Genomic DNA, 23,460 nt, shown 5'->3' with positions numbered 1-23,460 from the left:
GCAGGTTGTGGACCCGGGCGCCACGCACCCGAACCGAAGAATCGACCTCGTGCGAATCCACAGCTACCCACCGTACTCCCGGGGGAGCAACCTTCGGGGCGAACGCGCCCGTTGCCGAGATATTAGAAGAACCACCCCAATTGCGGGGCACGGTCGGTGGTGAAGGCTTCGTCGAACGCACGCAATGCCTTCGGATCCTCGACGGCGATCCGGTGCGCGGCGGCGAACGTCTTCGCGCGATGGGCACCGAAGTAGAGGGCGCCGAGAATATTGATATCGAAGCCGAGAGTCGCTGTCCGGGTGGTCGGCTCGCACTCGGCGACGCCGTCGCGGATCCGCAGGGCGAAGTTCCCGCCGGCGTCGCGGAACGGATCGCGCACCGCCACGACGGTATCGAGGTCGGCGCGGTAGGCGCGGGCGGTCAAAGCGGCGGGGACATCCATGACCCGCGCCCACAGTGCGTCACCGCGGTGGGTCATCTGCACGGTGCGCGGGTCGGTGAGCATGTAGGCGAGCGGATCGTCGTCGGCGATCTCGGCTTCCACGGTGTCGACGAGATCCATACCGAGCAGCACCCGCCACAGCGCGGCGTGCGCGTCCGGGGTGACCGCACGCAATTCCCACACCGAGGCGATGTCACGGTTCTCGCGCCGCGAGCGCCGATAGAGGGCATAGCCGTCGGCGTGCAGCAGGACGAACAGCGTCGTCGCACCGTGGCGGTGGCGTTCTATGTCGGCGAAGAACAGGTCCCACTTGGCATCCGGCCGAACCTGTGCCCCCGCCGTCACCTGCTGCCAGCGCTCGTAGATCTCGCGGATCCGCGAGGCGGCCTCGTGCAACGTTTCCAAAGTGACGCCACCGGGATCCGGTGTGGTGGAACGGAATTCGGCACGCCGCGGATCGATGGAGATCGCGGTGTCGAGGACGGCCACCTCGTAGCCGAACCGCCCGTAGATCGTGCCCTCGCTGGCGGTGAAGATCGTCAACGGCAACCCGTCGGCCTCGGTCCGAGCATGCTGGGCCCGATACAGCTCGCGCAGGATCCCCCGCCGCCGGTGCGTCGGCGCCACCGCGACCCCCGACACCCCACACGCGCGCACCGTCCGCTCCCCCGGCACCGTGATCGTCATCGTCCGATCCACCGTGTGCCCGACGATCCGGTCGCCCTCCACCGCGACCAGTGACCGTTCGACCGGAAAGACCGCTCCCCGGTATTCGTTCTCATCACTCCCGTACCGCATCCCGAACCCGGCCTCCTGCAACCCCGCGATCGCCGCGGAGTCCGCGGGAGTCGCCGTCCGAACGCACACGCTCTTCGCCGATGCCATGCTCGTACCCTGCCACGCCACCCCGCCCCGGCACATCCGGTTTTCTCCCCGGCAGAGCACGTGTCGGTCCGTCACGCACGGGCAGCGCTATGCCCAGTCGGTCACCACGCTGATCAACTCGACAACCGGGCCCAGCGCCGAGGGTGCGGCGACCGAACCGGCTCCGCCGACCCACAACGACACCGGCACCCGATGGAATCGCACGGCAGCGGACCCCCAGGGCACATCGGTGTGCGCGACGCCGTCCACAGCCAGGCCGAGGTTGCCGTCGGCCGACCCGGCCGGTGTCACAACGACCGTCGGGTCGGTCGTGTCGCTCAGACTCTGAGCCTGAGCGGTCGCGCGGCCGGTCAGCAGATCGATGACGGCGGCGATCGCGACCGGATCGCGGGTCGCGTCGTAGATCCAGCGCCGGCCGAGCACCCCGTGCTCGGCCGTGCCGATCAGCGCCGAGTCGCCGCCGTGCAGCGGTGCCCCGCGATAGGTCATCGGCACCTGATACAGCACCTGGTCGGCACCGGACCCGTCGACGAACAGCACGAATTCGATCCCGACCTCTCCGGCCGGGTCGTCGAGGCGGAAGCCACCGACTCTGTCCAGGCACGGGGTCGTGCCCAGGTACCACTGCCGACTGGGCAACCACGCCGCGACGAGATCGCGCTTGGACGGGGTGACGGTGGTCTGATGGATCACTGCCATCGGGGGCCTCAGCCTTTCGCGGTCATGGCGCGCACGTCGGGCAGGGTGCCGATGCGCTGGGTGGTCGGACGGCCGGGGGCGGCGGTTTGGGGCGAGCCGGTGGTGCGGAGCAGGGTCCGGATCTGGCCGGGGGTCGCGCGGCCGGGGCCGGTGGTGCGAATGCCCTGGTAGGCGGCGATGGCGCCGACGACGATCGGAGACGCGCTGGAGGTGCCGCTGAATTCGTCGGTGTACCAGAGGTCTTCGTCGGGACCGCCTTGCAGGTCGCCGTAGCCGGTGGTGGTGACTTCGCGACCCCAGCCCTGGGTGTCGAGGCGGGCGCCGTGGTTGGAGAAGTCCAGACGCGAGCGGGCGGGCCCGTGGTCACGGCCGTGCAGGCCCGGCGGTGGGGCGCCCGCGCCGACCAGGATGGCACCGGAATCGGCGGGGCCCGCGCGAAACGGGTTGTGCCAGGTGGCGGGAAAGTCGCCGGGACGGGTGTCGTAGACGGCGTCATCGAGGTTCTCGCCGCCGTTGCCCGCCGCTTCCACGACGACGATGCCCCGGCTCACCGCGTAGCGGATGGCGGCCAAGTCGTCGGGCCACCATTCCACGGCGATGTAGCCGCGCTGATCGGGGGTGGCCTGGTAGTCGAATCGTGGTCCGGGGCGGTGCAGTTCGATGAGCACGATGTCGCCGGGATGCAGGGCGTCGGCCGCGGAGCGGATCGCGGCGGCCGAGCCGATGCCGAAGATCGAGATGGCCCTGATGTGGGCGTCGGGTGCGATTCCGGTGACGCCGAATTCGTTGAGGTCGCCACTGATCTCGCCGGCGACGGCGGTGCCGTGGTTGCGCCATCCCAGATCGGCGGAGGCGGTACCGCCGATGACTCCGCCCTGGTTCTGTCGCAGATCTTCGTGGGTGAACCGCCACGCGCCCTCGACGTCGATCACCCGCACGCCGGTGCCGAGCCCGCCGGGCCTGCCATGGGCCCACACCGCGTCGATGCCGTGCGGTGCGGCGTCGAGATAGGCCTGTCTGACCCGGAAATCGGGTGTCACAGCGGGCGCTCGCGGTGCGACGATGTTCTCCGCGAGGGGTGCCAGCGGTGGTTCGGCCGCCGGCTTGACGTAGGCGGCGGCGACGGTGTCGTCCTCGCGCAGCCGGTGCGCGAGCTCTCCGAGGTCGCCCAGTTCACCGTGCACCGAGTAGTAGCTGAGGTACTCCCCCGCGACCGGCGCCTGCGGGGTATCGGCCAGGCGGGCCGCGAGCCGGTTGTCCGGGCCGAAGATCGGTACCAGACGCGCGGTGGCGGGCAGGAGCTCGTCGACCCTGGTGCGTACGGACCGGTTCTCGCGCAGCGCGATCGGCGTGATCTCCGGGCCGGTCGGCGTGGTGACGACGATCAGTTCGCCCGGCGGGACCGAGGGTGCGGGCACCCCGGGTCGGCGCTGCCTGCTGGATCGGGTGGAGGCCATGGCTACCAGTCAACCGTGCCCCGCGCCCGCCCGCTACCGTTCTGCCACACCGGCTTTGGCGACACGCCGCTACCACACCGCGGCGACGGCCCCGATCACGGCGATCGCCCCGACATACCCCAGCACCAGCCGGGTATCGCGCAACCAGCATCGACTGCGTTTCAACCCCGCCCGCCACGCCCGCCAGTATCCGGCGAACGCGAGCGCACCGAACCCGACCACCGCCCACGGCCCCACCAACCACGTCAGCAACGCCACCGTCGCGACCACACACAAGGTCAACGGGTCGTGCGGTTGCTGCCCGCGCATCGCCTCCTCGTAGTAGACCCCGCGTTCGCTCACCGCACCTCCACCGGCAACAACGCTCGCCCCGCCGGTGCCGCCGCCGACAACCGCTGCCGCGACAGTGCGGGCCAGGCCTGCACCGCGCAGAACGGCGCGCACTGATCGGCATCGGCACGGGTCCCCACGTGCACGCAGCACTGGGTGAGCCGTTCCTCGATCATCGTCGACATATCCATGAAGGGTTTCACCGTGATCCGCACAACGCGTTCCCCGAGCAGTGTGCGCAACCGTTGACGCCGCCCCGGCAACGCCGACGACGCCAGCGTGAGCAGCGTGGACATCCCCAGATCGCAGTTCTCGCAGATGTTGCGCCACACCCGCCCGATCTCCGGATGCGACAGCGACGACTGCTCCGAGAGCAATCCCAGCAACGATTCCTGGACCGCTACCCGCAGTTCGGCGGGCAGCGCCGAATCCGCGATCCGGTTGGACACCAGTCCCAGCTGCTGCTTCAGTCTCTCGTGCCCGATCAGCGAGACCAGCGACCGCCATTCACCCGCGTCGTCACGCAGCAGATAGCCCACCGAGCAGCAGTGTGGATGCGAGCACGGCAGTGCGGTGAGGTCACGCCAGGTCACCAATCCGTCGGTCTGGGGGCCGAGTCGGGCCAGCACACCGGTGTGGGTGAGCCGGTTCATCGGGTCGATCGTTCCCGAACGCCCGGAACCGAATTGCGGTTGGATCGAGACCCCGCCGACGAACGGTGTGTCCATGGCGGTGCGCAGGACCGCGCCGATCTCGTCGTCGTTCACACCCAGGGCCACGGTCATCACCAAGGTGGTGAAGACGGCGTTCGACGACAGCCGTTGCAGTGCCTGCTGTTTGCGGACACGCAGGTCACCGCCACGGTGATGGCGGGAGGCCTGCGCGGTTTCCCCGTCGTATTGCAGATACACCTCGACCCGGTCGCGATGGGCACACAGCAGCGCCAGCAGTTCGTCGTCGACGGCGATGCGCAGTCCGTTGGTGTTGAGCAGGATCCGGGTGATCGGCCGTGCGGTCAATTCGGTCAGCAGCCGCGCCAACTGTGGATGCAGAGTCGGTTCGCCGCCGCTGAGCATCAGCACGTCCAAGCGCCCGTTCTCGCGGGCAAGGCGCTGGTCGACATTGGCCAGCACGTCCTCGACCGACACCACCCCGCGCAGTTCGGGCGAGGAGTCGGCGAAACAGGTGGGGCAGCGCAGGTTACAGCTGTCGATGATGTCTTCGAGCAGGATGCAGGTGTGCTGGGTCTGCATCTCGGGCAGCCCCCGTAGATACGCCGAGGGCACCGGGTCGAAATTGCCCGCGGTGTCGGGCAGGTGCGCTTTGGTCGGAGCGGTCCATTCTTCGAGGTAGGCCAGGATTTCGGGGTCCTCGTCGTAGAGGGTCCGCACCATGCCGTGGGTTCGACACCCTCGTTCGAGAAAGACCTTCCCGTCGCGTTCGGCGAGCCACCCCGACAGTCTCGCGACGTCGGGCAGCGCGGTGTCGGGGTGTTCGTCGTGGCAGCGGGGACAGAACGCGGTCACGTAGCGCAGGATCCGATCGCCCCGCAACGGCATCCCGGTCATCGCGCCATCCCGAACATGCCCGTGTACAGCTCCGGGTTGATGGCCGTGCACAAACCCGCCGTGCACACCGTGACCAGCGACCACCCGATCATCAGCCCCATCCCGAACCCTTTGGGCGCGGGCCGTTTGCGCCGGATCAACAGCCAGCCACCCCCGAATGCCGCTGCCGCGCTGACCACCGCGGTCAGCCCGAACAGCGCTTTGGTCGCGGCGTCGTCATCGAGGGAGGCGACGACCATGAACACGAAGAATCCCGCCATCGCGTTCGCCACGATGAACGCCATCGCCCCCGCCAACGCCATCGCCGCGACCTGACCGCCCTGGCCCGGCGGTTTCCCGCCTTGCTGCGGCGGTGGGGGCGGCATGTTCGGTGGTGGGCCAGGAGGAAAGTTCATGCCACGACCTTTCGTCGAAGTACACCGTCGTAGTTCCCGCGCCGGTAGCCGATGCTCCAGCGCACCGCCACCAGGACCAGTCCCGGCACCAGGAACCATTGCGGGCGCGTCAGATCCAGCCATACCGTGTCGTTGGCGCGGGTGAACTCGACCAGGAACCGGAAGATCGCATACGCCCCGACGTAGAGGGTGAACAGCTCACCCGGCGTGCTGATCCGGTCTCGCAACCACCACAGTGCGCCGAAAGCGGCCAACTGGAACACGATTTCGTAGAGAAAGCTCGGATGCATCGCGACACCGGCCACGCATCCCGGGCACTGCGGCACCGTCGCGGGTGCGTGGATCGCCCATGGCAGGTTCGTCGGCCGTCCCGGTGCCTCGGTGAGCAAGCAGCCGACGCGCCCCACCGCCATGCCCAGCGCCACCGCGGGAGCGAACAGGTCACCGGTCCGTTCCCGATATCCGATGATCTTTTTCGCGATCAACACGCCCACATACGCGCCGAACAATCCGCCGAGCACGCTGCGCGCACCGAACATCCAGCTCTCGTACGGATCGAGGGTCTCGACCAGACTCGACAACCGCATGCCGATCGCCCCACCGACCAGTGCCCCGGTGACCGCGACCAGGGACTCTTCGCGCAGCGCGTCGCGGCGCCTGCACTCGGCCACGAACACCACCGCGGCCACGGCGACACCGAGCGCGACGAAGAACCCGTGCGTCGGGATCCCCCACATCAGCTGCGCCACCATGGCGAAAGGTTAGCGGGCCCACGGGCGGGCACGCGTGAGTGAAACTACTCCCGAATTCGGGTACTACCCTGTTCGTTGGTGAACGCCGGTGCAGGAGTGAGTGTTTCGTTTAGAATGATGCACGGTGAGATCCTCACCCCCCGGTGCCGCTCCTCGGGTACCAGCGTCAATCATCGCGATAGTTCCACCATCTCGGAATTCCATCGGATACGCAGCCATACAGGGGGTCAATCATGTCTACAGCTGTCGATTTCGCGGCCAGGCTCATCGAACCGCGGGCGATCGTCGCGGCGGGCCATTCGGCGGTTCTCGCCTACATCTCACCGAGCAGGCCGGGTGCGAACTTCGGCGCCAAACCGATCACCGCCGACTACGCTCGCGCACTCACCGCTGCCGGGCTCGACATCGTCTCCATCTGGCAGTACGGCAAACCCGGCGACGCGACCCCCTCCGACTGGACTACCGGTTTCGAGGGCGGTCGCCGGATGGCCGAACAGGCGCTGGCCACCCACCTGAGCGTAGGCGCGCCTGAACACGCGCCGATCTTCTTCGCCGTCGACGAGGACATCTCGCTGTCGCAGTGGAACAGCACGGCCGTGGAGTTCTTCCGGGGCGTGAACTCGGTACTGGGGACCGCCTGGACCGGGATCTACGGGCATTCGCGAGTGTGTGCGTGGGCGATCGAGGACGGGGTGGTCGGCGCACGCGGGGAATTCAGCTGGGCATGGCAGACGCGGGCCTGGTCGGGTACCGAACGGGAACCACGCGCGGTGCTCTACCAGCGGGTCATCGACACCCCGAGCAACCCCGGACCGATCATCGACGGCACCCGCGTCGACGTCAACGACATCCTCGCCCCCGACTTCGGGCAGTGGGCGCTCGACCGTTCGGTATCGATACCTCAGTTCACGGAGATCGACCGGCTCGGACCCTCCCACTCCCCGCGCGAAGGGGCTCGCATCACCAATTTCCTGTTGCACACCCAAGAGGGCAACGGCACCGCCGAATCCCTTGCCGCCTACCTCAACAACCCCGCCAACGGGGTGTCCTACCACTACACACTGCGCGACGCGGTGGTGGTGCGCGTGGTGCCCGAGGAGCTCGCGTCCTGGTCGGTACTCTCGGCGAACCCTTTCACGGTGAATCTGTGCTTCGCGGGCAGCCGGATCGCGTGGTCGCGGCAACAGTGGCTGGCCATCGACGGCGACCTGCGGATCGCGGCGTTCCTCGCTGTCCGCAGCGCGCACCGGCACGGGTACTCGACCGAGGTGATCGAGCCGGATTACCACGTCGGCGACGGGATCTCCGACCATCAGTACGTCACGAGGGCACTGGGCATCGGCTCGCATACCGATGTGGGCCCGAACTTCCCGTGGGATGTGTTCGCCGCCCACGTCGCCTCGTTCGCCGACGGGACCGGACCGAACGCGATCGATGTCCGTGCCGCCGCGTCCCCGTGGTTGGGCGCGCGGCGCACCGACGGCGAACTCAGCACACCGGACGGGGTGGGACGTTTCGCCGAATTCGAGCACGGCTACGTGTACTGGCATCCGAGCACCGATGCCCACGCCGTCCCCACCGCGGTCATGGACAAGTACGCGGAGTTGGAGTGGGAGACAGGCCCCTTGGGTTATCCGACGGCCGAGCACACCGAACTGCCCGATCCGCGCGGGTCCGGCCCCGGGCTGGCGCAAGCGTTTCAGGGCGGCATGGTCTACCGGCGCGCCGGCCAACCCGCGTACTGGGTGCACGGTGCGATCGGCGCGCGGTGGGCGGCGGCCGGGTACGAGAACGGCGAGCTCGGCTGGCCGGCCTCCGACGAGACCGCCCACGACGACGGGGCCTACCAGGCATTCGAGTTCGGCCGGATCTACTGGGTGCCCGAACAGATCGTCGCGCTGCGCAATTCCGGCGAACCCGACACTCCGCTGCCCCGGCCCGCGTGAGAGGTCAGGCCAGCAGGATCGCGAGGGTGGTGGCACCGGCGCCCAGTAGCAGTGCCACCACCACCAGGATCGCGATCAGTCGCGTCCGTGAGGTCGGTCCGGTGTAGGTTTCGTCGGCGTTCAGCATGTCGTCGATGTCGATGGCGGCGAACTCACGCGTCGATTCGAGAGGGCCGGGCTGCTCGGTCATGTGCGTGACGCTAGTCCAGGTCACTGCTCGCCGCCCCCGATACCCCCGCTCGTGTTTGCGGTAGCGGGGTGCGGGTGGTGGCGAGGAGTTCGTCGAGCTGCGCTTCGGCGCGTTCGGCACGGGCCAGCGTTTGTTTGCGGGCGTCGTCGAGCGCGGCCCACCGTTCGGCGGCTTCGGTGCGCACCTGCTCGAGTGCGGCTGCCGCTTCGTCGCGGCGTTGCTGGGTTTCGGCGGTGGTGGTACGGCGCAGCTCGGCGAGTTCGGTACGGGTGCGGTCGAGTTCACCGCGCGCGGTGTCGAGTTCGGTGCGGGCCCGGCGCCACTCCTCGCGTGCTTCGGCGGCGGCCTCCACGCGTTCGGCGGTGGCTTGTTCGGCGCGTTCGGTGGCACGGTCGGCGTCGGCGGCCCGCTGGATCGCCAGGTCCCGTTCGGCGTTCGCGGCGGCGATCCGGGCCTCGGCGTCGCGGCGCTGGTGCGCGATCTCGGTGTCGGCGCGCTGTTGGGCACGGGCCACGGTGTCGTCGGCTTCTTGTCGCGCCGCGTCGATGTCGTCGGCTGCTTGTTGGTGTGCCGCACGCACTTGCGCCTCGGCGTCGCTGCGCGCGGCGAACACATCTTCGGACGCTTGTCGGGTGAGCGCGTCGACCGAGGCCACGACTTCGTCCCTGGCCGCGAGCGCTTCCCCCACCGCCTGTTCGGCGTGTTCCGCGGCCGCCACCGCCTCTTCGGCCACCGATTCCGCCAGTGCGCGTGCCTCTTCGGCCTCGCGCCGCGCTTGTTCGGCCGCCACTGTCGCCATCTCCGCCTCGGCGATCCGGCGAGCCGCGTCGGCTTGGACCGCCTGGACCTGCGCCTCGGCCACCGACGGATCCCCGATTGTCTGCAGCTCGGCGACCGCTGCGTTCAGCGTGGTCCCCAGCTGCTCGGCCAGTCCCCGGAATTGCCCGAGCAGCTCATCGGCCCGCAGACGCGCCACCGTCACCGGCCCCTGAGCCGTCACAGTGACGGTAGGGGCCGCACTCTCGGACTCCTGTTGCTGCCGTTGCCTTTCCCGCCACGCCCGCCACCGCGTGTGGTCGGGGTGATCGCAGTACTCGGAGGGACGACCCGGCCCACCGGCGCGGGTAATGGGACGGGCACAGCCCGGATAGTTGCATACGCTCGACACGGGTGAATCGTAGCGTTGGTTTCGTCAATACGTTACGTATTACACGAAACGAAATCCGTGTCGCCCCTTCGCGAGTCAGATCCGACGATGCCCAGCCTGACCTCCGATAAGTGAACATTATCGGTGGTCAGGATCTGAGATGGTTCCGAATGACCTTGAATGATTTACGTTTACGTTTGGTCGCAGACAACGCAACGTAATAGCTACGGAACTCATGAAAAACTGTGCTCGCCTGTACGGGCGTACCAATGACCGATTCACTGTGAGCTCACGGCCGATTCAGCGGCTGCACGAAACCCGCGCCCCGGAAAATCAGATGCTCACCCTTGCCAGTCGACATAGCGTCACCCGATGGTCCGCGGCCCAAGGCAGCACACGGTTTCGAAGCTTCGGACGCCCCTGGGCGGGAGACGACCGCGCCTGTTGATGGTGGTGGTTCGTTCGGGATCGCCACCTCGGGCGTGTTCATCGCACTGGCAGCGGTCTCCCCCGTGACTGCCACCTTCTTTCGATATGCGCTGGCCGTGCCCGCACTGTGACTGCTCGCGCAGGGAACGTCGTCGGGACGGTCCACTGTCCCGGCGGCCGGTCATGGTCGCGGCGATGGCCGGGGTACTGTTCGCCGCTGACGGGCCGAGCAGCACAGTGAATGCCGCCGTCCTCATGCTGGTCCAGGTCGGCGCGCTGGGGTCGGCGGCGCTCTTCCTCGATGAAAACCCCACGCAGCTGCAGCTATTCGGCTGTGTCTGGATGCTCGGTGGCGCCTACATCGCGGCGACGCGGGATGATCACCATCGAGCGGTTGGTTGATCGGAGTCGGTGTCTGGCAGCGCTGCTCAACTCCGATCCCACGTTGCCGCACGGCGCGCTCAGACAGTCGCCCGTGCTGTGCTCGCCACCCCGATCTCAGGGACGAACGCGTGTGGCGCCTTGCCTCGTGTCGATGGCCGAGCAGGTAGGGAGATGCTGCAGATCCGAGCGGCTGATCGTCACGGCCGCGATGACCACGCCGACCGTGACGCCGATCAGGGTGTCCACGATCCGGCTGACGCCGATCTCGGGCGAGAGGTGCACCCCGAGGCCGACCATCAGCAACGCCATCGGCGTGACCGCCAGTGAGGTGAGCGCGTAGCTGCGTGCGGCCATCACTTCGGCGCTCACCTGGAAGACCACGATCACCACTGCGGTCGCCCAGTACCCCAGGCCCGCCGCGATCAGCAGCGCCCCGATGACCGCGCCGCCGACATTGCCGAGCAGTCGCTGGATTCCACGCTGCACGGTCATCGCGTACGAGACACCCTGCATCGCGGCCATCGCACCCATCGACGCCCACAGCGGATGGGTGAGCCCGGCGGCCGCCGCGAACCACCCCGCGCAGGCCGAGGCGAGCGCGATGCGCGCCGCGTTGCCGAGGACCGCGCGTGAGCGCAGTCCGGACAGGCCCGTCGCCAGGAACCCCTCGGGACGCGGCAGCGCGGACGCCCCGACTTCGGCGCCACGGTCGAAAATGATGCTGCGCCGCTTGATCTTGCGCAGTTCTGCCTCGTGCCCGACCACGTCGAGCAGTCGCGTTCGGTCCCCCGCTGTCCAGTCGTCGACCGCGGCCTCCGCCTCGTCGAGCAAGGTGATCAGGTCACGGTGGTGTCTGGCATCCCCGCCCCGAACACCGCTGAGCGCCACCTTCTCCCGCGCGTGCGCGATCGCGACGCGGGCCGGTTCGACGGACCCACCGCGATCGAGCGCGGCGACAGTCGAGAGCGCCCGGGCGACGGCCAGCCGGGCGGGCCCCAGGGGCAGCACCAGCAGTGGCACCGTCTGCGCGAGCAGTCCCACCGCGGCGCCGATCGCCGCGGCCGAGCACACGCGGACGACATCGCCGGGGGCGCTGACATATCCGATCGCCGCGGTGGCCGCGAAGACGAGGATCACCGGGCCGGGACCGGTGATCCGGAATGCCGATACCGACATCGCCGCAACCGCGGCACCGACCGACATCAACGCGACCTCGGCCCACATCGGCACGTGCGCGAGGGCGAGCAGCCCACCTCCTGCGACGAAAGCGACAACCAGCACACCGACGAGCGTCACCTTGGCAGCGACCCGAACCATCGGCTCGTGCCGGGCGAAAGCGGAGGCCAGCGCGCCGAGTACCGCGAAGCCGACGTACTGCCGCAAATCGAACAGACCACAGCCGACGAAGACCAGCGCTGCGGCAACGCCGACGCGCAACGAGGCCGCCACGGTCGCGTCGGCAGGCCGAACCTCGAACGCGCGCCGCCAGGTGGACGCGGAGACCGAGTGCGCCAACGCGCCACGGGAGTGCCGCAGCCGGGTGGCGGTGGGCGGGTTGTGTAGGTCGGACATCGCGGCAGGCACGCTGCCATCCTAAATGTATTTTACTAGTAAAGTATATATGAAATAGTGTGAGACCGATCGCTAGGATGAGTACATGGCCGACACCTCCCCCGACTTCGTCGACGGCGTTCGAGCCGAATGGGCCGAGACCTATCCCGAGGTGGACACCTCCACGATCGAGGTGATCGGGCGGATCAACCGGATCAGTTCGCTGGCGCTGCACCAGCTCGACCGGGCACTCGCGCCGAGGGGCGTCAACCGCGGCGAATTCGACATCCTGTGCGCCCTGGCCCGCGCCGGCCGCCCACTGCGCGCCAGCGAAGTGACCGCGAGGACCATGACCAGCGGCGCTTCGACCACCAAGCACGCCGACCGGCTGACCAAGATCGGACTGGTCGAACGGCTGCCGTTCGAGCGCGACGGCCGGGTGGTGCTGCTGCAGCTGACCGCGGCCGGGCGCGATCTCGTCGACACCGAACTGCCCAGCCGCGTAGCACGCGACCATCGGCTGCTGGAGGGACTCGATGAGCAGGAGCGGCAAACGCTCGCGACCCTGCTCCGCCGGGTATCGCGCAACACCGACGCGGCCGCCTGGCCGGCCCCCGGATCCTGAGCCTTCCCGGCCGCCTTGGCCGTCACAGCTGCGCACCGCGTCGGAGGGTGATCACACCGGGACTGCTCGGACCTCAGCCGCTCAGCGCGGCACGCATGGCCTCGGCGGTGGTGGCGGGATCGTAGTCCTCGGCGACCCCGCCGACCAGGATGATGTCGCCCTCGATGTGCCGCGAGCGCAACGGCGCGATCTCCTGGTACGCCGGTGAGTCCCACCAGGCGCGCGCCTGGTCGATCCCCGGGAAGCCGATCATCACGATGCCCCCGCTCCAGCTGCCTTCCTTCACTTCGTGCGGTGTCACGTGCACGAGAAAGCGGCCTCCGTAAGGCTCGAAGGTGGCGGGAATGCGCTCGATGTAGTCGGCGATGTCCGCGTGCAGCGGGGCGTCCTGCAATCTGGCGATGGCGTAGGCGGTCATGATTCTCCTCGGCTCCGTTGCGGCTCGATGCTCGAAATCGCGTTGTCGTCACCAAGTTAGGTGGCCGACAGCGATCCGGAATCTGTCGTCTATAGGTACTGAGGAGACAGCCGCCACGGCTCTACTGCGGCGCCTGGAAGCCGCCGATCTTCTGTTCGAGCAGTTCGGCAAGCCGCAGTGGGGTGCGGTCCTCGAACTGCGGGCCGATCAGCTGCACCCCGACCGGTAGGCCCTCGGGTGAGCGTCCCGCCGGGATGGCGGTGGCGGGCAAGCCGGGCATCGTGGCAACACCGGCCCAGACAAGCTGGTCGAGATACGGGTGATCCGCACCGTCGATGTCGAGCCGGCGGCCCAGCAGGTCGGGGTCGTGATCGTGGGCGAACGCGGGCGTGGGCGTGATCGGGCACACGACGGCATCGAATTCGGTGAACAGTCGCCGCCAGCCGGCGCGGTGGAGTTCGCGACTGTTGTTCGCTTCGAGCCAGTCGCGGTGGCTGAACACCAGCGCGCGTTGGCGCACCGCGACGAGACTACGATCGTCGACGCTCAGCTGTGCGACTCGGGTCCGCAGTTGCTCGTAGGCGTCGACGGGAAAACGCGCGCCCGCGCCGGCGAACAGCAACTGCATGTAGACCGTCGCGGCTTCGGTGAGATCAGGCAGCAGTGAACTGTGCCGTTGCACGCGGGCGCCACTGTCGACCAGCGCGTCGGCCACCCGGTTCACACCTGCGCGCACCGCGGATCCGGTCGGGATGAGCGGATGCTCGTCGAGGATCAGGACACGGAAGTCTGCGAGTCGCTCGTGGCGCGAAGGTGGTAGTGCCAGGTCGTATGCCACACCGTTCGTCAGCGGGTCCGGTCCCGCCATGACGTCGAGGAGCAGGGTGAGGTCGCGAGCCGTACGCGCCATCGGACCGACGACCGCGAGGTCGAGATCGGTCGGCAATGCCGTCGCGGGCGGTGCGACCATGCCGCGGGTCGCTGCCAGCCCGAGTGTCGGCTTGTGTGCGTAGATGCCGCAGAAATGCGCGGGGGTGCGCAGCGAACCGCCGATGTCGGACCCGATGGACAGCGCACCGAATCCGGACGCCAGTGCCGCCGCGGACCCACCGGAGGATCCACCAGGGGTGCGAGCGTGATCCCACGGGTTGTTGGTGGTGCCGTAGATCTCGTTGAAGCTCTGCACGTCCTGCAGTCCCAGCGGCACATTGGTCTTGCCGAGCACCACCGCGCCCGCAGCGGCGAGCCGCGACACCTGCACCGCGTCCGCGGGCGGAGAGTAGTTCGCGAATTGCGGCATGCCCCAGGTCGTGGGAAGCCCGGCGATGTTGTAGGACTCTTTGACCGTCACCGGAATTCCGAGCAGTGCGCTGTCGGCACCGCGGGCGCGTGCCTGGTCGGCACGGTGTGCGGCCTGCCTCGCACGGTCGAAATCACGCACACAGATCGCATTGATCGCCGTGTCGTCACGCTCGATACGGCCGATTGCCTCCTCGGTCAATTCCACCGATGACACCGCACCCGCCCGCAGCGCGGAGACGAGTTGTTCGGCCGATTGAAAGCTCCACTCCATGAATCCGACCGTACCGAGCTGTCGTGGGCTCTCGCTCTCGCTGCGCACGCCCCTGTCCGCCAGATATGGCCAACGGTTCACCCGCACTGAGGAATTCGCGTCCAGGTTGTGCCGACCACAGAGAATCATCCCAGTTCACAGCACCGACGCCACAGGGCACAGGCGCACGTCGGCCACGAAATACCGCTGCGCACAACGCGAGGGATGTCTCACTGCGCATCTCGACGATCGAGGTTTTCGACAGTGGGTGTCCTGGGTAGTTCGTTCAGGGCAGTCGCCCCGCCCTCAACGGATGGACCGCGCTGCCGCGGTGCCGACGGTCGTCCGCCGACTGATCGGCACCGGAATCTCGCCGAATCAACTGCCAGGAGAAAAATGCGTTCTGTCACAGCCGGTGCCGTCGCGGTAGCCGTCGCCGCCACCATCGCCTGCCTCGCCGGGCCGGCCAATGCCGTCGACAACCCCGCGGAGCCCAACGAGATCATCACCATCGACCTCAATCTGCTCGGGTGCTCCATCGGTGCCGGGCTCGGTGGTGAACTCGCCGCCGCGTTCACCGGAGCTACGACGGGCTCGGCCACCGGATCGAGCAGCAGCGTCGACACCGGCTTCGCCTCCCGCCTGCGTGCGGCCGGCTGCTTGCCGTCCTGGAAGTAGCCAGACGAACACCGACGCCGAGTCACCGGGAAGCTGTCCTGCTGGTGACTCGGCGTCGGTCTCGTACAGGGTCCGCTGGCGGCCGACTCCCGCTTCGGGTACGACTGGAGGCGAGCAGAGGGGGAAGCTGTGCGGGAATCGAAAAGCGCGACATCAGCGATCGGTCACGGGGCAGGTGGGCGAAGAGTGCGTTCCACCGAGGAATGGCTCGCCTACTTCCAGCAGAATGCGCTCCGGCAGCGTGAGATTCCGTGGCAATCGAACGGGGTCGGGGCATCTCCCGCCGAGATGGCACCCCTTCGCCGGTCGCTGCAGGCCTGGCAGCTCGGCGAGACATCGGATGGACAGCATCTGGCGGCGTCCGCTGACCGATTTGCCACTGCCACCGACGATCCCGCGTATCGCGATGTCATCGACCTGTTCATCCGTGAGGAGCAACGCCACGGCGCGCTGCTGGGCCGGATCTTGGACGATGCGGGCATCCCACGGCGACACGCTGATTGGGGCGACACACTCTTTCGCAGACTTCGGTACAGCATCACCGACATCGAGGTCTGGACCACCCCCGTGGTCATGGTCGAAGTTCTGGCGATGGTCTATTACAACGCGATCCGTCGGGCTACCGGCTCACCGGTCCTGCGTGCGGTCTGCGCCCAGATCCTCGCCGACGAAGTGCCCCATGTGCGGTTGCAATGTGAGCGACTCGCGGTGCTGCTGCACACCCGCTCCCGCACCCGCTACCGCTGCACCATGCTCGCCCACCGTGTCCTGTTCCTCGCAGTGATGCTCCTGGTGTGGGTCGGTCACCACCGCGCGCTGCGCGCCGGCGGCTACACATGGACGCACTACCGCCGGGCCGCCTACACCACGATGAACCGAGCATGGCGACGCATGGATCCGCAACGCTACGTCTGGACCTGATTCAGCCCAGCAGCTTTTCGATGAGGTCGGTCGCGCGCACCGTCCCGCCTTCGGCGTGTGCGTCGGCGCGCAGCCGAGCGCAGCGGCGAGCGACGTCCGGATCTGTGACCATGTCGTGCAGAGCCTTGCGGAGGTTCGCGGCGGTGGCGTCCGCGGTGTCGATGCGGCGCGCAACCCCCAGTTCCACGAGCCGGTCCGCGTTCATGAACTGCTCGGCGCCCTGGGGCACGGCGATCATCGGGACACCCGCCAGCAGTCCCTCGCCGCAGCCGCCCATGCCGGCGTGGGTGACGAAGGCGTCCGCGCGTTCCAGGATCGCCCGCTGGGGAACCCAGGAGTGCACTTCGACATTGGCGGCGATGTCGCCGAGCTCGCTCGGGTCGGTGTGTTTGCCGATCTGCAGAACGACGTGCCAGCCGGGGAGGTCGCCGAAGGCTTGGAGGCACTGGCGGTAGAACTCGGGCCGGCGGGTGTATGCCGAGCCCAGGGAGATCAGCAGGACCTTCTCGGCGTGGGCGGGGCGGTCCCAGCCCGCTGACGGGCGGGTGTCGAAGCAGGGGCCGACGAAAGTCACTGTGCCGGAATCGACTCGGTCGGCGTGCGGTTGCATCGCTCGGGGAATCAGCGCCAGCGCCTGGTCGGGCACGCCGGAGAAGTCGTCGACATCGGTGGTCGCGGCACCGCAGTCGGCGAGCCAGCGTGCGAATCTCGCCTGGTAGGAGTCGGCGCCCGGCAGCTGCCGCAACGGTGCCGCGACTTCGTGGTCGTAGCCCTTCCACGCTACGAAAGTGGGCGAGAGCTGGATCATGCGGCGGTGTTGGGTTTCGGCGAGGGCGCGGCCGGCGTAGGCGCCGATGTCGTAGAGATAGAGATCTGCGGGGTCGTGGTCGTAGGCCGCGCGTAGCTGAGGCAGCGCGAGCTGGGCATTGTCGAGGAACAGGTTCATCACCGCGACAGGGTCTTCGGGCCAGGTGTTGTCGGCCACCGGCAGCGAGGTGCACGCGATCAGCTCGGCGCCGGCTTCGGTGATCAGGTCCGCGACGGCCGGGTCGTTGGCGTAGGTGACGCGATGGCCCCGAGCCACCAGCTCACGGATCACTTCCAGGCTCGGCAGGACATGGCTGACGATGGGGATGCCGATCATCGCGATATGGGCTGGACGAGAAGGCATTTCGCTCACTTCGAGGATTCGGCGGCGGCTTCGAGGTCGTCGATGCTGCCGGACATGATCGTCGGCACGTGTGCGGTGATGTGCTCGGCGGGCCAGTCCCACCACGCGACTGCCAGCAGGCGGGCGATGTCGCGGTCGCCGAAGCGGGTGCGGATGAGGCGGGCGGGATTTCCGCCGACGATGCCGTAGTCGGGGACGTCGCCGGTGACGACGGAGCCGGTGCTGATGATGGCGCCGTGGCCGATCCGCACGCCGGGCATCACCGTCGCGCCGTTGCCGAACCAGACGTCGTTGCCCACAACGGTGTCGCCTCGCCCCGGCAGGCCGGTGAGCAGGTCGAAGTGGTCCGACCAGGAACCGCCCATGGTGGGAAACGGGAAAGTCGACGGGCCGTCCATGCGGTGGTTGGCCCCGTTCATGATGAACCGCGTTCCGGTGCCCAGGGCGCAGAACTTCCCGATGATCAGTTTCTCCGGACCGTAGTGGTAGAGGACGTTGCGGGTTTCGAAGGCGGTCGGGTCGTCGGGATCGTCGTAGTAGGAGTACTCGCCGACTTCGATGAGCGGTGAGGTGATCAGCGGCTTCAACAGTACGACTCGCGGCTGCTCGGGCATGGGGTGCAGCACGGTCGGGTCGGCGGGAACAGGCGAGTGATCGTGCTGCACAGCGGAACTCCTTCGGCGCGTGGGCTATCCGGTGGAGGCCGAACACCTACGGCTTCCTAATACGACAACTGTCGCACTAAGCTACGACGGTAGTACTGTCCCGTCAAGCGATCGGATTGCCGACAATGAGATCCGCATCGGATGCTTCCGAACCCCCTTCCCCGGCACGCTCGCGTCCCGGTGGCCGAACCGCCCGCATCCGAACCCAAGTGCTCGACGCCGTCACCGCCGAGCTGGCCGAACACGGCTACGACGCGCTCAGCATGGACGCGGTCGCGGCCCGCGCGAACGTCCACCGCGCCACGGTGTATCGCCGCTGGCAAGACGTCGGCGGCCTGCTCGCCGACCTCTTCGACGCGGCGGGCGGCCGGCAATGGCACCCCCGCGACACCGGCTCCCTACGCGGTGACCTCGCCGCACTCAACCACGAGATCCAGGATTCGTTCACCGAGGAGCCCTCGCTCGCGATGGCGCTGATCGCCGCCTCGTTCCGATCCGAGGAAGCCGCCCGAGCACTGCGTCGCCTCTGGGATGACCGCTACACCCAGTCCGAGATCATCGTCGAGCGCGCGATCGGTCGCGGCGAGCTGCCATCCGAGGTCGACGCACGAGCCCTCCTGATCGCCGCGACCGCACCGATCTACCACCACCTGGTCCTGTTACGCACCCCACCCGGTCCTCATCTGCCCGACCTCGCGGCGACCAGCGCCACCCTCGCAGCAGACGCGGGCGCATTCACCCGATAACCCACTCCCACCGATCGGGGACGCGGTCGCTGCGAGGACGGCGAGGTGGCACGCGAACGGCTTCGGGCACACCAGTGTCGAAACCCTCGGCCTATACGAGGGTTCCGTGGCCGACGATGACGTTGCCGTAGAGGTTGCGCGCGAAAACCTGAACGGCCTCCCCGCTCACCTTCGACTGATCGACGGGTTCCATCCGGTTCTGCACACTGCCGTGCGGGGCGTTGACCTCCAGCCGCGCCGCGCTACCCGGCCGGATGCCGACCTCGAGATCGCCCATCGACGTCTCCAGTCGCAGCACCCCCCGCGCGGCCTCGTCGACGCGGATGTTGCCCTTGGCGGTCTTCGCGCTGACCGAACCGCTCGGGCGTTCGACCGCGATGTCACCGGCGGACACTTCGAGATCGCACCGGTCGAATTCGCCGACGCTCACCAGTCGACCCATCGCGAGGGTCGCGTCGAGAGCGGAGCCGATCGGCACCTCGACGGTCACCGAGACCGACGGGTTGCCACCGAACGGGGTGAAGGACTTCCACCTCTTCGGAGCCTCGACCGTGAGCTTGCCGTCGACGAACTCGACCCGAAGCTGTTCGGCGGCACGGACATCAGCCTTGCTGGAGGTATCAACCGGGCGGACCTCGACCACAGTGTCGGCGCGATCGGAGGCGACCACGGTGACGTCACCACAGGGCACATCGACGGCGACGGCGACCGGCTGCGGCGTCTGGAAAGTAGGCATCTGTACTCCTAGGCTACAAAGGTTGTACGTAGATGTATACGTACATTGCGTGCTCTCACTATAAGTAGATGTATACGTATAGCGCAAGCGCGAGTTTCCGCCTGTGCACAGATGATCAGGGAGCGAGCCTCGCGACATCGGGCGCGTAGACCGTCATCCAATGTGGACGCAGGCGGTAGTAGACCACCTCGCTGTCCCAGTCGAAGGCGTCGCCGCCGTAGAAATCCTGGAAGTACGCCAGCAGTTCCGGCCAGCCCGCGCCGGGCTCACCGCCCAGCGGGTTGAGGATCTCGACCGTGCCGTGGGTGAACACGCCCAAGTTCTCACCGCGCAAGTGTGCGACGCTGGCAGCGGGCCTGGCCGCGAGGTGGCGCGCCTTCGCGGCAGTGCGCGCCGTGCCGAAGTGCCATTGTCCGTGCAGGAAATGTCCGTCTACCGCGCTGATCCGAGGTTCGCCCTTCGCCGTCACGGTGGACAGCGCGAGGGTGCACATGCCGGTGAGGGTCTGGGTCAGTTCCGCTGCGGTCAGCGTGTTCTCGGCGTCGATGATCGATCGCAAGTGTGATGTGGCACTGGTGAGCGAGGCGTCGAGAAGCGACTGAAGTGCTGCGAGATCTTCTGGAGTTTCACGCAAGGCGGTCCCTTATCTGTGGATGGTGCGGCAACGGACGATTCCCATCCTCGACCACAACCTTGACATCTTGTGTCATGTTTCCGCCCGATCTTCGCCGTCCGACAGGCAGATCGACGTTGCCCGGCGAGGGCGTGCATCAACGTCTTCGCGTCGGGGAGTCGGTCGAGGTCCAGCTCCTGACAGCGGCGGCGAGACGGCCGTTGGACAGGCGTTGACAGTGAATTTACTATTTTGTAAATTACTCATACGTCAATAAGAGGAGTCGGCTTGCTGTCCGTGTTCTGGGACCACATCAACAACCCTTTGATCTACGCAGTTCCGTTCTTTCTCGTCTTCATCGCCATCGAAGCGCTGAGTCTGCGCCACGCGAACGCCGAGGACACACCGCGGGCCTACTCGCCCATCGACTCGCGCACCAGCATCACGATGGGTTTCGGTGCGATGGGCGCGATGGCACTGTTCAAGCTCGCGACGCTGTTCGTTTTCGTGATCCTCTACGCCGAGCTGGCGCCGTGGAAGTTGCCCACCGGCTCCTGGTGGTACTGGCCGCTGTTGCTGGTGGTCGTCGATATCGCCTGGTACTGCAATCACCGGTTCTCCCACCGTGTCCGCATCGGCTGGGCCGCACATCAGGCACATCACTCGAGTGAGTACTTCAACCTCGGCACCGCCCTGCGACAGAAGTGGAACCCCTGGTCGGAGGCGATCTTCTGGGCGCCGCTACCCCTGCTGGGCTTCGCACCGTGGACGATCTATGTGGCCTTCGCCTTCAACCTGATATACCAGTTCTTCACCCACACCGAGACGATCGACAAGATGTGGCGCCCGCTCGAATTCGTGTTCAACACCCCGTCCCACCATCGCGTCCATCACGGCAGCGACCCTGAATACCTGGACCGCAACTACGGCGGCATCCTGATCATCTGGGACCGCATGTTCGGCACCTTCCAGGCGGAACTGCACACTCCCACCTACGGTCTCACCACCCCGGTCGGCACCTACAACGTGCTGCGCCTGCAGTACCACGAGTACGCCAACATCGTCCGCGACGTTCGCCGTGCGAGCCGGTGGCGTGACCGGCTCGGCTACGTCTTCGCGCCGCCCGGGTGGCAACCGGCTACGCGGAAACCCGTGGGGAGTGTCGCGAAGAAGCAGGCGGCATGAATCCCGTCGACGCCGCGGCCCTCGTTCTCCGGCTCACCCTCGGCACCGTCGTCCTCGCTCACGGCATCAATCACGCCTGGGGTGACGGCAAGCTGACCGGCACGGCGGGTCGGTTGATCATCTGGTCGGCATTGCGATGGACGGCACAGCGCCGCTGATGATCTCGGTCGTGCTCGGCGGCGTCTCTGCGACGCTGCTGCTCGGTGTCTTCTGGCGGCCCACACCGCGCGACAGCCGCTGAGCGAGGTCAGCCCTCCTTGATGCTTTTCAGGAAGAACTCTCGGATATCGGTGGCGAGCAGGTCGGGAACCTCCATCGCGGCGAAGTGACCGCCTCGGTCGAATTCCGACCAGTGCCTGATGTCGTAGAGCTGCTCGGCCAGCGGGCGCACCGACTGGGTGATGTCATGGGCGAAGACGGCGACGCCCAGAGGCACCGGGCACGGCGCGCTCCCCCTCGCCGATTCGCGGTGTAGCCGTGCCGAGGATGCCGCGGTGGCGGTGAGCCAGTACAGGGAGATGTCGGTGAGCATCCGGTCGTCGCTGATCGGTGAGCGTGGGTCTGTCCATTGCGCGAAACGTTCGGCGATCCAAGCGAGTTGGCCGACGGGCGAGTCGGTGAGCGCGTAGCCGATGGTCTGCGGGGTGGCGGCCTGGAGCGCCTGGTAGGGCGGTCGGTTCACCATCAGCTGTTTGATCTTGCCAAGTCGCGCTTCGTCGGCGTCGGAGAGTTCGACATCCGGGTTCGGCCGCGTCGGCAGGTAGTTCACATGGACGCCGACAACGTTGTCCGGCGCCACCGCTGCGAGCGACTGGGAGATACCCGAGCCGAAGTCGCCACCCTGCGCGCCGTAACGCTCGTAGCCGAGCCGCCGCATCAACTCGGCCCACGCGCGCGCCACCCGGACGATGTCCCAGCCGCGCTCGTGGGTCGGCCCGGAGAACCCATAGCCCGGAATGGACGGGATCACCAGATGGAAGTCGCGCGACAGCGGTTCGATCACGTCGAGGAATTCCAGGAACGAGCCGGGCCAGCCGTGGGTGAGGACCAGGGCGAGCGCGTCCGGCTTCGGCGAGCGGACATGGACGAAATGGATGTTCTGGCCGTCGATTTCGGTGGTGAAGTGCGCGAGTTCGTTGAGTCTCGCCTCGTGCGCTCGCCAGTCGTAGCCGGTGCGCCAGTATTCGGCGAGTTCCTTCAGCCGCGCCAGCGGGAAGCCGTAGTCCCAGCCGGCATCGGCGAGCTCGTTGGGCCAGCGGGTGCGGGCGAGGCGGTCGTTGAGGTCGTCGATATCAGCCTGGGGGATGTCGACGCGGAACCGCTCGATCATGTTCTCAACTCCTTCGTCTACCCAACGTTCGGGCGACTAATGTTTGTGTGACCAACGATATCGCGATCGTTGGTCACACAAACGATTTGTTAGAGTTGTCACATGGAACACCCACCCGAGCCGACCCCAGCCAGGTGGAAAAACCTGCCCACCTGGTTACTCACCCAAACAGCGAACCACGCCCACCGCCTGGTCAGCGATGGTTTCGCGGCCGCCGACGCCCGCGGCTACCACTACCGGATCCTGGCCACCCTCGACGAATTCGGCCCAGCCAGCCAAGCCACCCTCGGTCGCCGCAGCGGCATCCACGTCAGCGACATGGTCGCCACCATCAACGAACTCGCCGAACTCGACCTCGTCGACCGCACCCCCGACCCCACCGACCGCCGTCGCAACGTCATCACTCTCACCACCCCGGGAAAACGCCAACTCCGCCGCCTGGAAAAACAACTCGCCCACAGCCAAGAAGAACTCCTCGACCCGCTCTCCCCCGCAGAGCGAGACCAACTGACGGAGCTGCTCTCGAAGCTGCTGGACCACCACGATCAACAAACCGGGAACTCGGACCAGCCGCCGCACTGAATGACCACGGCACACCAATGATGGACACACGCGCAGTGGCGGTCGAGCAACAGCACTGGTTG

General features: G+C 67.4%; 25 protein-coding genes and 1 pseudogene. 9 read left to right on the top strand and 17 right to left on the bottom strand.

All coding sequences use genetic code 11. The annotated features are described in order from the left end of the window. Positions 1–122: 122 nt before the first annotated feature. From ACWFRF_RS17940 to ACWFRF_RS17910, 7 genes are all read right to left on the bottom strand, one after another. A complete protein-coding gene (locus ACWFRF_RS17940; RefSeq protein ID WP_452451042.1) occupies positions 123–1,328 on the bottom strand; it encodes a GNAT family N-acetyltransferase in 1,206 nt (401 codons plus the stop codon). Positions 1,329–1,415: 87 nt separating this feature from the next. After that, a complete protein-coding gene (locus ACWFRF_RS17935; RefSeq protein ID WP_449962460.1) occupies positions 1,416–2,027 on the bottom strand; it encodes a maltokinase N-terminal cap-like domain-containing protein in 612 nt (203 codons plus the stop codon). Positions 2,028–2,035: 8 nt separating this feature from the next. Continuing rightward, positions 2,036–3,484: a S8 family serine peptidase gene (locus ACWFRF_RS17930; RefSeq protein ID WP_379312100.1), complete on the bottom strand. Its 1,449-nt coding sequence runs from the start codon at positions 3,482–3,484 to the stop codon at positions 2,036–2,038. 69 nt (positions 3,485–3,553) lie between these two features. Further along, positions 3,554–3,826, bottom strand: coding sequence for a hypothetical protein (locus ACWFRF_RS17925; RefSeq protein WP_378991692.1), 273 nt, complete (start codon positions 3,824–3,826; stop codon positions 3,554–3,556). Then, positions 3,823–5,373, bottom strand: coding sequence for a radical SAM protein (locus tag ACWFRF_RS17920; RefSeq protein WP_452451351.1), 1,551 nt, complete (start codon positions 5,371–5,373; stop codon positions 3,823–3,825). Before ACWFRF_RS17920 ends, ACWFRF_RS17925 begins: the two co-directional genes overlap by 4 nt. A 5-nt stretch (positions 5,374–5,378) precedes the next feature. Then, on the bottom strand, positions 5,379–5,777 hold the full coding sequence (locus tag ACWFRF_RS17915) for a hypothetical protein (RefSeq protein WP_378991691.1): 399 nt from the start codon (positions 5,775–5,777) through the stop codon (positions 5,379–5,381). Beyond that, positions 5,774–6,529, bottom strand: a complete 756-nt coding sequence (locus ACWFRF_RS17910; protein WP_379312098.1) for a prolipoprotein diacylglyceryl transferase — start codon at positions 6,527–6,529, stop codon at positions 5,774–5,776. Before ACWFRF_RS17910 ends, ACWFRF_RS17915 begins: the two co-directional genes overlap by 4 nt. Before the next feature lie 233 nt (positions 6,530–6,762). On the opposite strand from ACWFRF_RS17910, the gene ACWFRF_RS17905 reads away from it, so the two are divergent. Further along, positions 6,763–8,475, top strand: a complete 1,713-nt coding sequence (locus ACWFRF_RS17905) for a glycoside hydrolase domain-containing protein (protein ID WP_452451041.1) — start codon at positions 6,763–6,765, stop codon at positions 8,473–8,475. Between the two features lie 4 nt (positions 8,476–8,479). Here ACWFRF_RS17905 and ACWFRF_RS17900 read toward each other — a convergent pair whose 3' ends face one another. Then, positions 8,480–8,665, bottom strand: a complete 186-nt coding sequence (locus ACWFRF_RS17900; protein ID WP_378991687.1) for a hypothetical protein — start codon at positions 8,663–8,665, stop codon at positions 8,480–8,482. Between the two features lie 10 nt (positions 8,666–8,675). Continuing rightward, the gene (locus ACWFRF_RS17895) at positions 8,676–9,665 is read right to left on the bottom strand and encodes a hypothetical protein (protein WP_452451039.1); all 990 of its coding nucleotides are present in this window, start codon (positions 9,663–9,665) and stop codon (positions 8,676–8,678) included. A gap of 771 nt (positions 9,666–10,436) precedes the next feature. Between ACWFRF_RS17895 and ACWFRF_RS17890 the strand changes: the two genes are divergently transcribed. After that, a complete protein-coding gene (locus ACWFRF_RS17890) occupies positions 10,437–10,643 on the top strand; it encodes a hypothetical protein (RefSeq protein ID WP_452451038.1) in 207 nt (68 codons plus the stop codon). Between the two features lie 96 nt (positions 10,644–10,739). Here ACWFRF_RS17890 and ACWFRF_RS17885 read toward each other — a convergent pair whose 3' ends face one another. Further along, positions 10,740–12,197, bottom strand: a complete 1,458-nt coding sequence (locus ACWFRF_RS17885; protein WP_452451350.1) for an FUSC family protein — start codon at positions 12,195–12,197, stop codon at positions 10,740–10,742. A gap of 77 nt (positions 12,198–12,274) precedes the next feature. On the opposite strand from ACWFRF_RS17885, the pseudogene ACWFRF_RS17880 reads away from it, so the two are divergent. Next, positions 12,275–12,801: pseudogene (locus ACWFRF_RS17880) on the top strand (MarR family winged helix-turn-helix transcriptional regulator). A 73-nt stretch (positions 12,802–12,874) separates the two neighbouring features. Here the strand turns inward: ACWFRF_RS17880 and ACWFRF_RS17875 are convergent. Further along, entirely contained in the window at positions 12,875–13,219 is a 345-nt protein-coding gene (locus tag ACWFRF_RS17875; RefSeq protein ID WP_449962480.1) for a DUF1330 domain-containing protein, read from the bottom strand. A 121-nt stretch (positions 13,220–13,340) separates the two neighbouring features. Next, positions 13,341–14,792, bottom strand: a complete 1,452-nt coding sequence (locus ACWFRF_RS17870; RefSeq protein WP_452451036.1) for an amidase — start codon at positions 14,790–14,792, stop codon at positions 13,341–13,343. 375 nt (positions 14,793–15,167) lie between these two features. Between ACWFRF_RS17870 and ACWFRF_RS17865 the strand changes: the two genes are divergently transcribed. Further along, positions 15,168–15,449, top strand: a complete 282-nt coding sequence (locus ACWFRF_RS17865; RefSeq protein WP_378991678.1) for a hypothetical protein — start codon at positions 15,168–15,170, stop codon at positions 15,447–15,449. A 186-nt stretch (positions 15,450–15,635) separates the two neighbouring features. Beyond that, positions 15,636–16,370: a ferritin-like domain-containing protein gene (locus tag ACWFRF_RS17860; RefSeq protein ID WP_452451035.1), complete on the top strand. Its 735-nt coding sequence runs from the start codon at positions 15,636–15,638 to the stop codon at positions 16,368–16,370. Position 16,371: 1 nt separating this feature from the next. On the opposite strand, the gene ACWFRF_RS17855 is transcribed toward ACWFRF_RS17860, so the two are convergent. Next, on the bottom strand, positions 16,372–17,541 hold the full coding sequence (locus ACWFRF_RS17855; protein WP_452451033.1) for a macrolide family glycosyltransferase: 1,170 nt from the start codon (positions 17,539–17,541) through the stop codon (positions 16,372–16,374). Positions 17,542–17,546: 5 nt separating this feature from the next. Beyond that, positions 17,547–18,155 carry a CatB-related O-acetyltransferase gene (locus ACWFRF_RS17850; protein ID WP_452451348.1) on the bottom strand — a complete coding sequence of 203 codons (609 nt, stop codon included), beginning with the start codon at positions 18,153–18,155 and terminating at the stop codon, positions 17,547–17,549. Positions 18,156–18,331: 176 nt separating this feature from the next. Here ACWFRF_RS17850 and ACWFRF_RS17845 point away from each other — a divergent pair, with 176 nt between their 5' ends. Further along, complete coding sequence (locus ACWFRF_RS17845) at positions 18,332–18,952, top strand: TetR/AcrR family transcriptional regulator (RefSeq protein ID WP_452451031.1); 621 nt, start codon at positions 18,332–18,334, stop codon at positions 18,950–18,952. 91 nt (positions 18,953–19,043) lie between these two features. Here the strand turns inward: ACWFRF_RS17845 and ACWFRF_RS17840 are convergent, their stop codons facing one another. After that, positions 19,044–19,688 carry a DUF4097 family beta strand repeat-containing protein gene (locus tag ACWFRF_RS17840; protein WP_452451029.1) on the bottom strand — a complete coding sequence of 215 codons (645 nt, stop codon included), beginning with the start codon at positions 19,686–19,688 and terminating at the stop codon, positions 19,044–19,046. Positions 19,689–19,803: 115 nt separating this feature from the next. Continuing rightward, a complete protein-coding gene (locus ACWFRF_RS17835; protein ID WP_452451028.1) occupies positions 19,804–20,322 on the bottom strand; it encodes a pyridoxamine 5'-phosphate oxidase family protein in 519 nt (172 codons plus the stop codon). 267 nt (positions 20,323–20,589) lie between these two features. Here ACWFRF_RS17835 and ACWFRF_RS17830 point away from each other — a divergent pair, with 267 nt between their 5' ends. Both ACWFRF_RS17830 and ACWFRF_RS17825 read left to right on the top strand, forming a co-directional pair. Beyond that, complete coding sequence (locus ACWFRF_RS17830) at positions 20,590–21,486, top strand: sterol desaturase family protein (protein ID WP_452451027.1); 897 nt, start codon at positions 20,590–20,592, stop codon at positions 21,484–21,486. Next, on the top strand, positions 21,483–21,644 hold the full coding sequence (locus tag ACWFRF_RS17825) for a hypothetical protein (protein ID WP_452451025.1): 162 nt from the start codon (positions 21,483–21,485) through the stop codon (positions 21,642–21,644). Before ACWFRF_RS17830 ends, ACWFRF_RS17825 begins: the two co-directional genes overlap by 4 nt. An 89-nt stretch (positions 21,645–21,733) precedes the next feature. Here the strand turns inward: ACWFRF_RS17825 and ACWFRF_RS17820 are convergent, their stop codons facing one another. Further along, a complete protein-coding gene (locus ACWFRF_RS17820; protein WP_452451023.1) occupies positions 21,734–22,816 on the bottom strand; it encodes an epoxide hydrolase family protein in 1,083 nt (360 codons plus the stop codon). 102 nt (positions 22,817–22,918) lie between these two features. Between ACWFRF_RS17820 and ACWFRF_RS17815 the strand changes: the two genes are divergently transcribed. After that, positions 22,919–23,398: a MarR family winged helix-turn-helix transcriptional regulator gene (locus ACWFRF_RS17815; protein ID WP_449962505.1), complete on the top strand. Its 480-nt coding sequence runs from the start codon at positions 22,919–22,921 to the stop codon at positions 23,396–23,398. The last annotated feature ends 62 nt before the right edge of the window (positions 23,399–23,460 follow it).

Source organism: Nocardia sp. NPDC055165 (assembly GCF_053606985.1).
The sequence above is the reverse complement of the archived record's forward strand: the minus strand, read 5'-3'. Positions and strand labels throughout refer to the sequence as shown.

Bases quoted from the DNA above. Each gene is read 5' to 3' on its own strand.
- ACWFRF_RS17890 (WP_452451038.1), top strand. From the start codon at position 10,437: ATGGCCGGGGTACTGTTCGCCGCTGACGGGCCGAGCAGCACAGTGAAT.
- ACWFRF_RS17875 (WP_449962480.1), bottom strand. From the start codon at position 13,219: ATGACCGCCTACGCCATCGCCAGATTGCAGGACGCCCCGCTGCACGCG.
- ACWFRF_RS17935 (WP_449962460.1), bottom strand. From the start codon at position 2,027: ATGGCAGTGATCCATCAGACCACCGTCACCCCGTCCAAGCGCGATCTC.
- ACWFRF_RS17905 (WP_452451041.1), top strand. From the start codon at position 6,763: ATGTCTACAGCTGTCGATTTCGCGGCCAGGCTCATCGAACCGCGGGCG.
- ACWFRF_RS17910 (WP_379312098.1), bottom strand. From the start codon at position 6,529: ATGGTGGCGCAGCTGATGTGGGGGATCCCGACGCACGGGTTCTTCGTC.
- ACWFRF_RS17840 (WP_452451029.1), bottom strand. From the start codon at position 19,688: ATGCCTACTTTCCAGACGCCGCAGCCGGTCGCCGTCGCCGTCGATGTG.
- ACWFRF_RS17885 (WP_452451350.1), bottom strand. From the start codon at position 12,197: ATGTCCGACCTACACAACCCGCCCACCGCCACCCGGCTGCGGCACTCC.
- ACWFRF_RS17870 (WP_452451036.1), bottom strand. From the start codon at position 14,792: ATGGAGTGGAGCTTTCAATCGGCCGAACAACTCGTCTCCGCGCTGCGG.
- ACWFRF_RS17825 (WP_452451025.1), top strand. From the start codon at position 21,483: ATGAATCCCGTCGACGCCGCGGCCCTCGTTCTCCGGCTCACCCTCGGC.
- ACWFRF_RS17940 (WP_452451042.1), bottom strand. From the start codon at position 1,328: ATGGCATCGGCGAAGAGCGTGTGCGTTCGGACGGCGACTCCCGCGGAC.
- ACWFRF_RS17900 (WP_378991687.1), bottom strand. From the start codon at position 8,665: ATGACCGAGCAGCCCGGCCCTCTCGAATCGACGCGTGAGTTCGCCGCC.
- ACWFRF_RS17850 (WP_452451348.1), bottom strand. From the start codon at position 18,155: ATGCCCGAGCAGCCGCGAGTCGTACTGTTGAAGCCGCTGATCACCTCA.
- ACWFRF_RS17920 (WP_452451351.1), bottom strand. From the start codon at position 5,373: ATGCCGTTGCGGGGCGATCGGATCCTGCGCTACGTGACCGCGTTCTGT.
- ACWFRF_RS17855 (WP_452451033.1), bottom strand. From the start codon at position 17,541: ATGCCTTCTCGTCCAGCCCATATCGCGATGATCGGCATCCCCATCGTC.
- ACWFRF_RS17915 (WP_378991691.1), bottom strand. From the start codon at position 5,777: ATGAACTTTCCTCCTGGCCCACCACCGAACATGCCGCCCCCACCGCCG.
- ACWFRF_RS17815 (WP_449962505.1), top strand. From the start codon at position 22,919: ATGGAACACCCACCCGAGCCGACCCCAGCCAGGTGGAAAAACCTGCCC.
- ACWFRF_RS17865 (WP_378991678.1), top strand. From the start codon at position 15,168: ATGCGTTCTGTCACAGCCGGTGCCGTCGCGGTAGCCGTCGCCGCCACC.
- ACWFRF_RS17820 (WP_452451023.1), bottom strand. From the start codon at position 22,816: ATGATCGAGCGGTTCCGCGTCGACATCCCCCAGGCTGATATCGACGAC.
- ACWFRF_RS17930 (WP_379312100.1), bottom strand. From the start codon at position 3,484: ATGGCCTCCACCCGATCCAGCAGGCAGCGCCGACCCGGGGTGCCCGCA.
- ACWFRF_RS17845 (WP_452451031.1), top strand. From the start codon at position 18,332: ATGAGATCCGCATCGGATGCTTCCGAACCCCCTTCCCCGGCACGCTCG.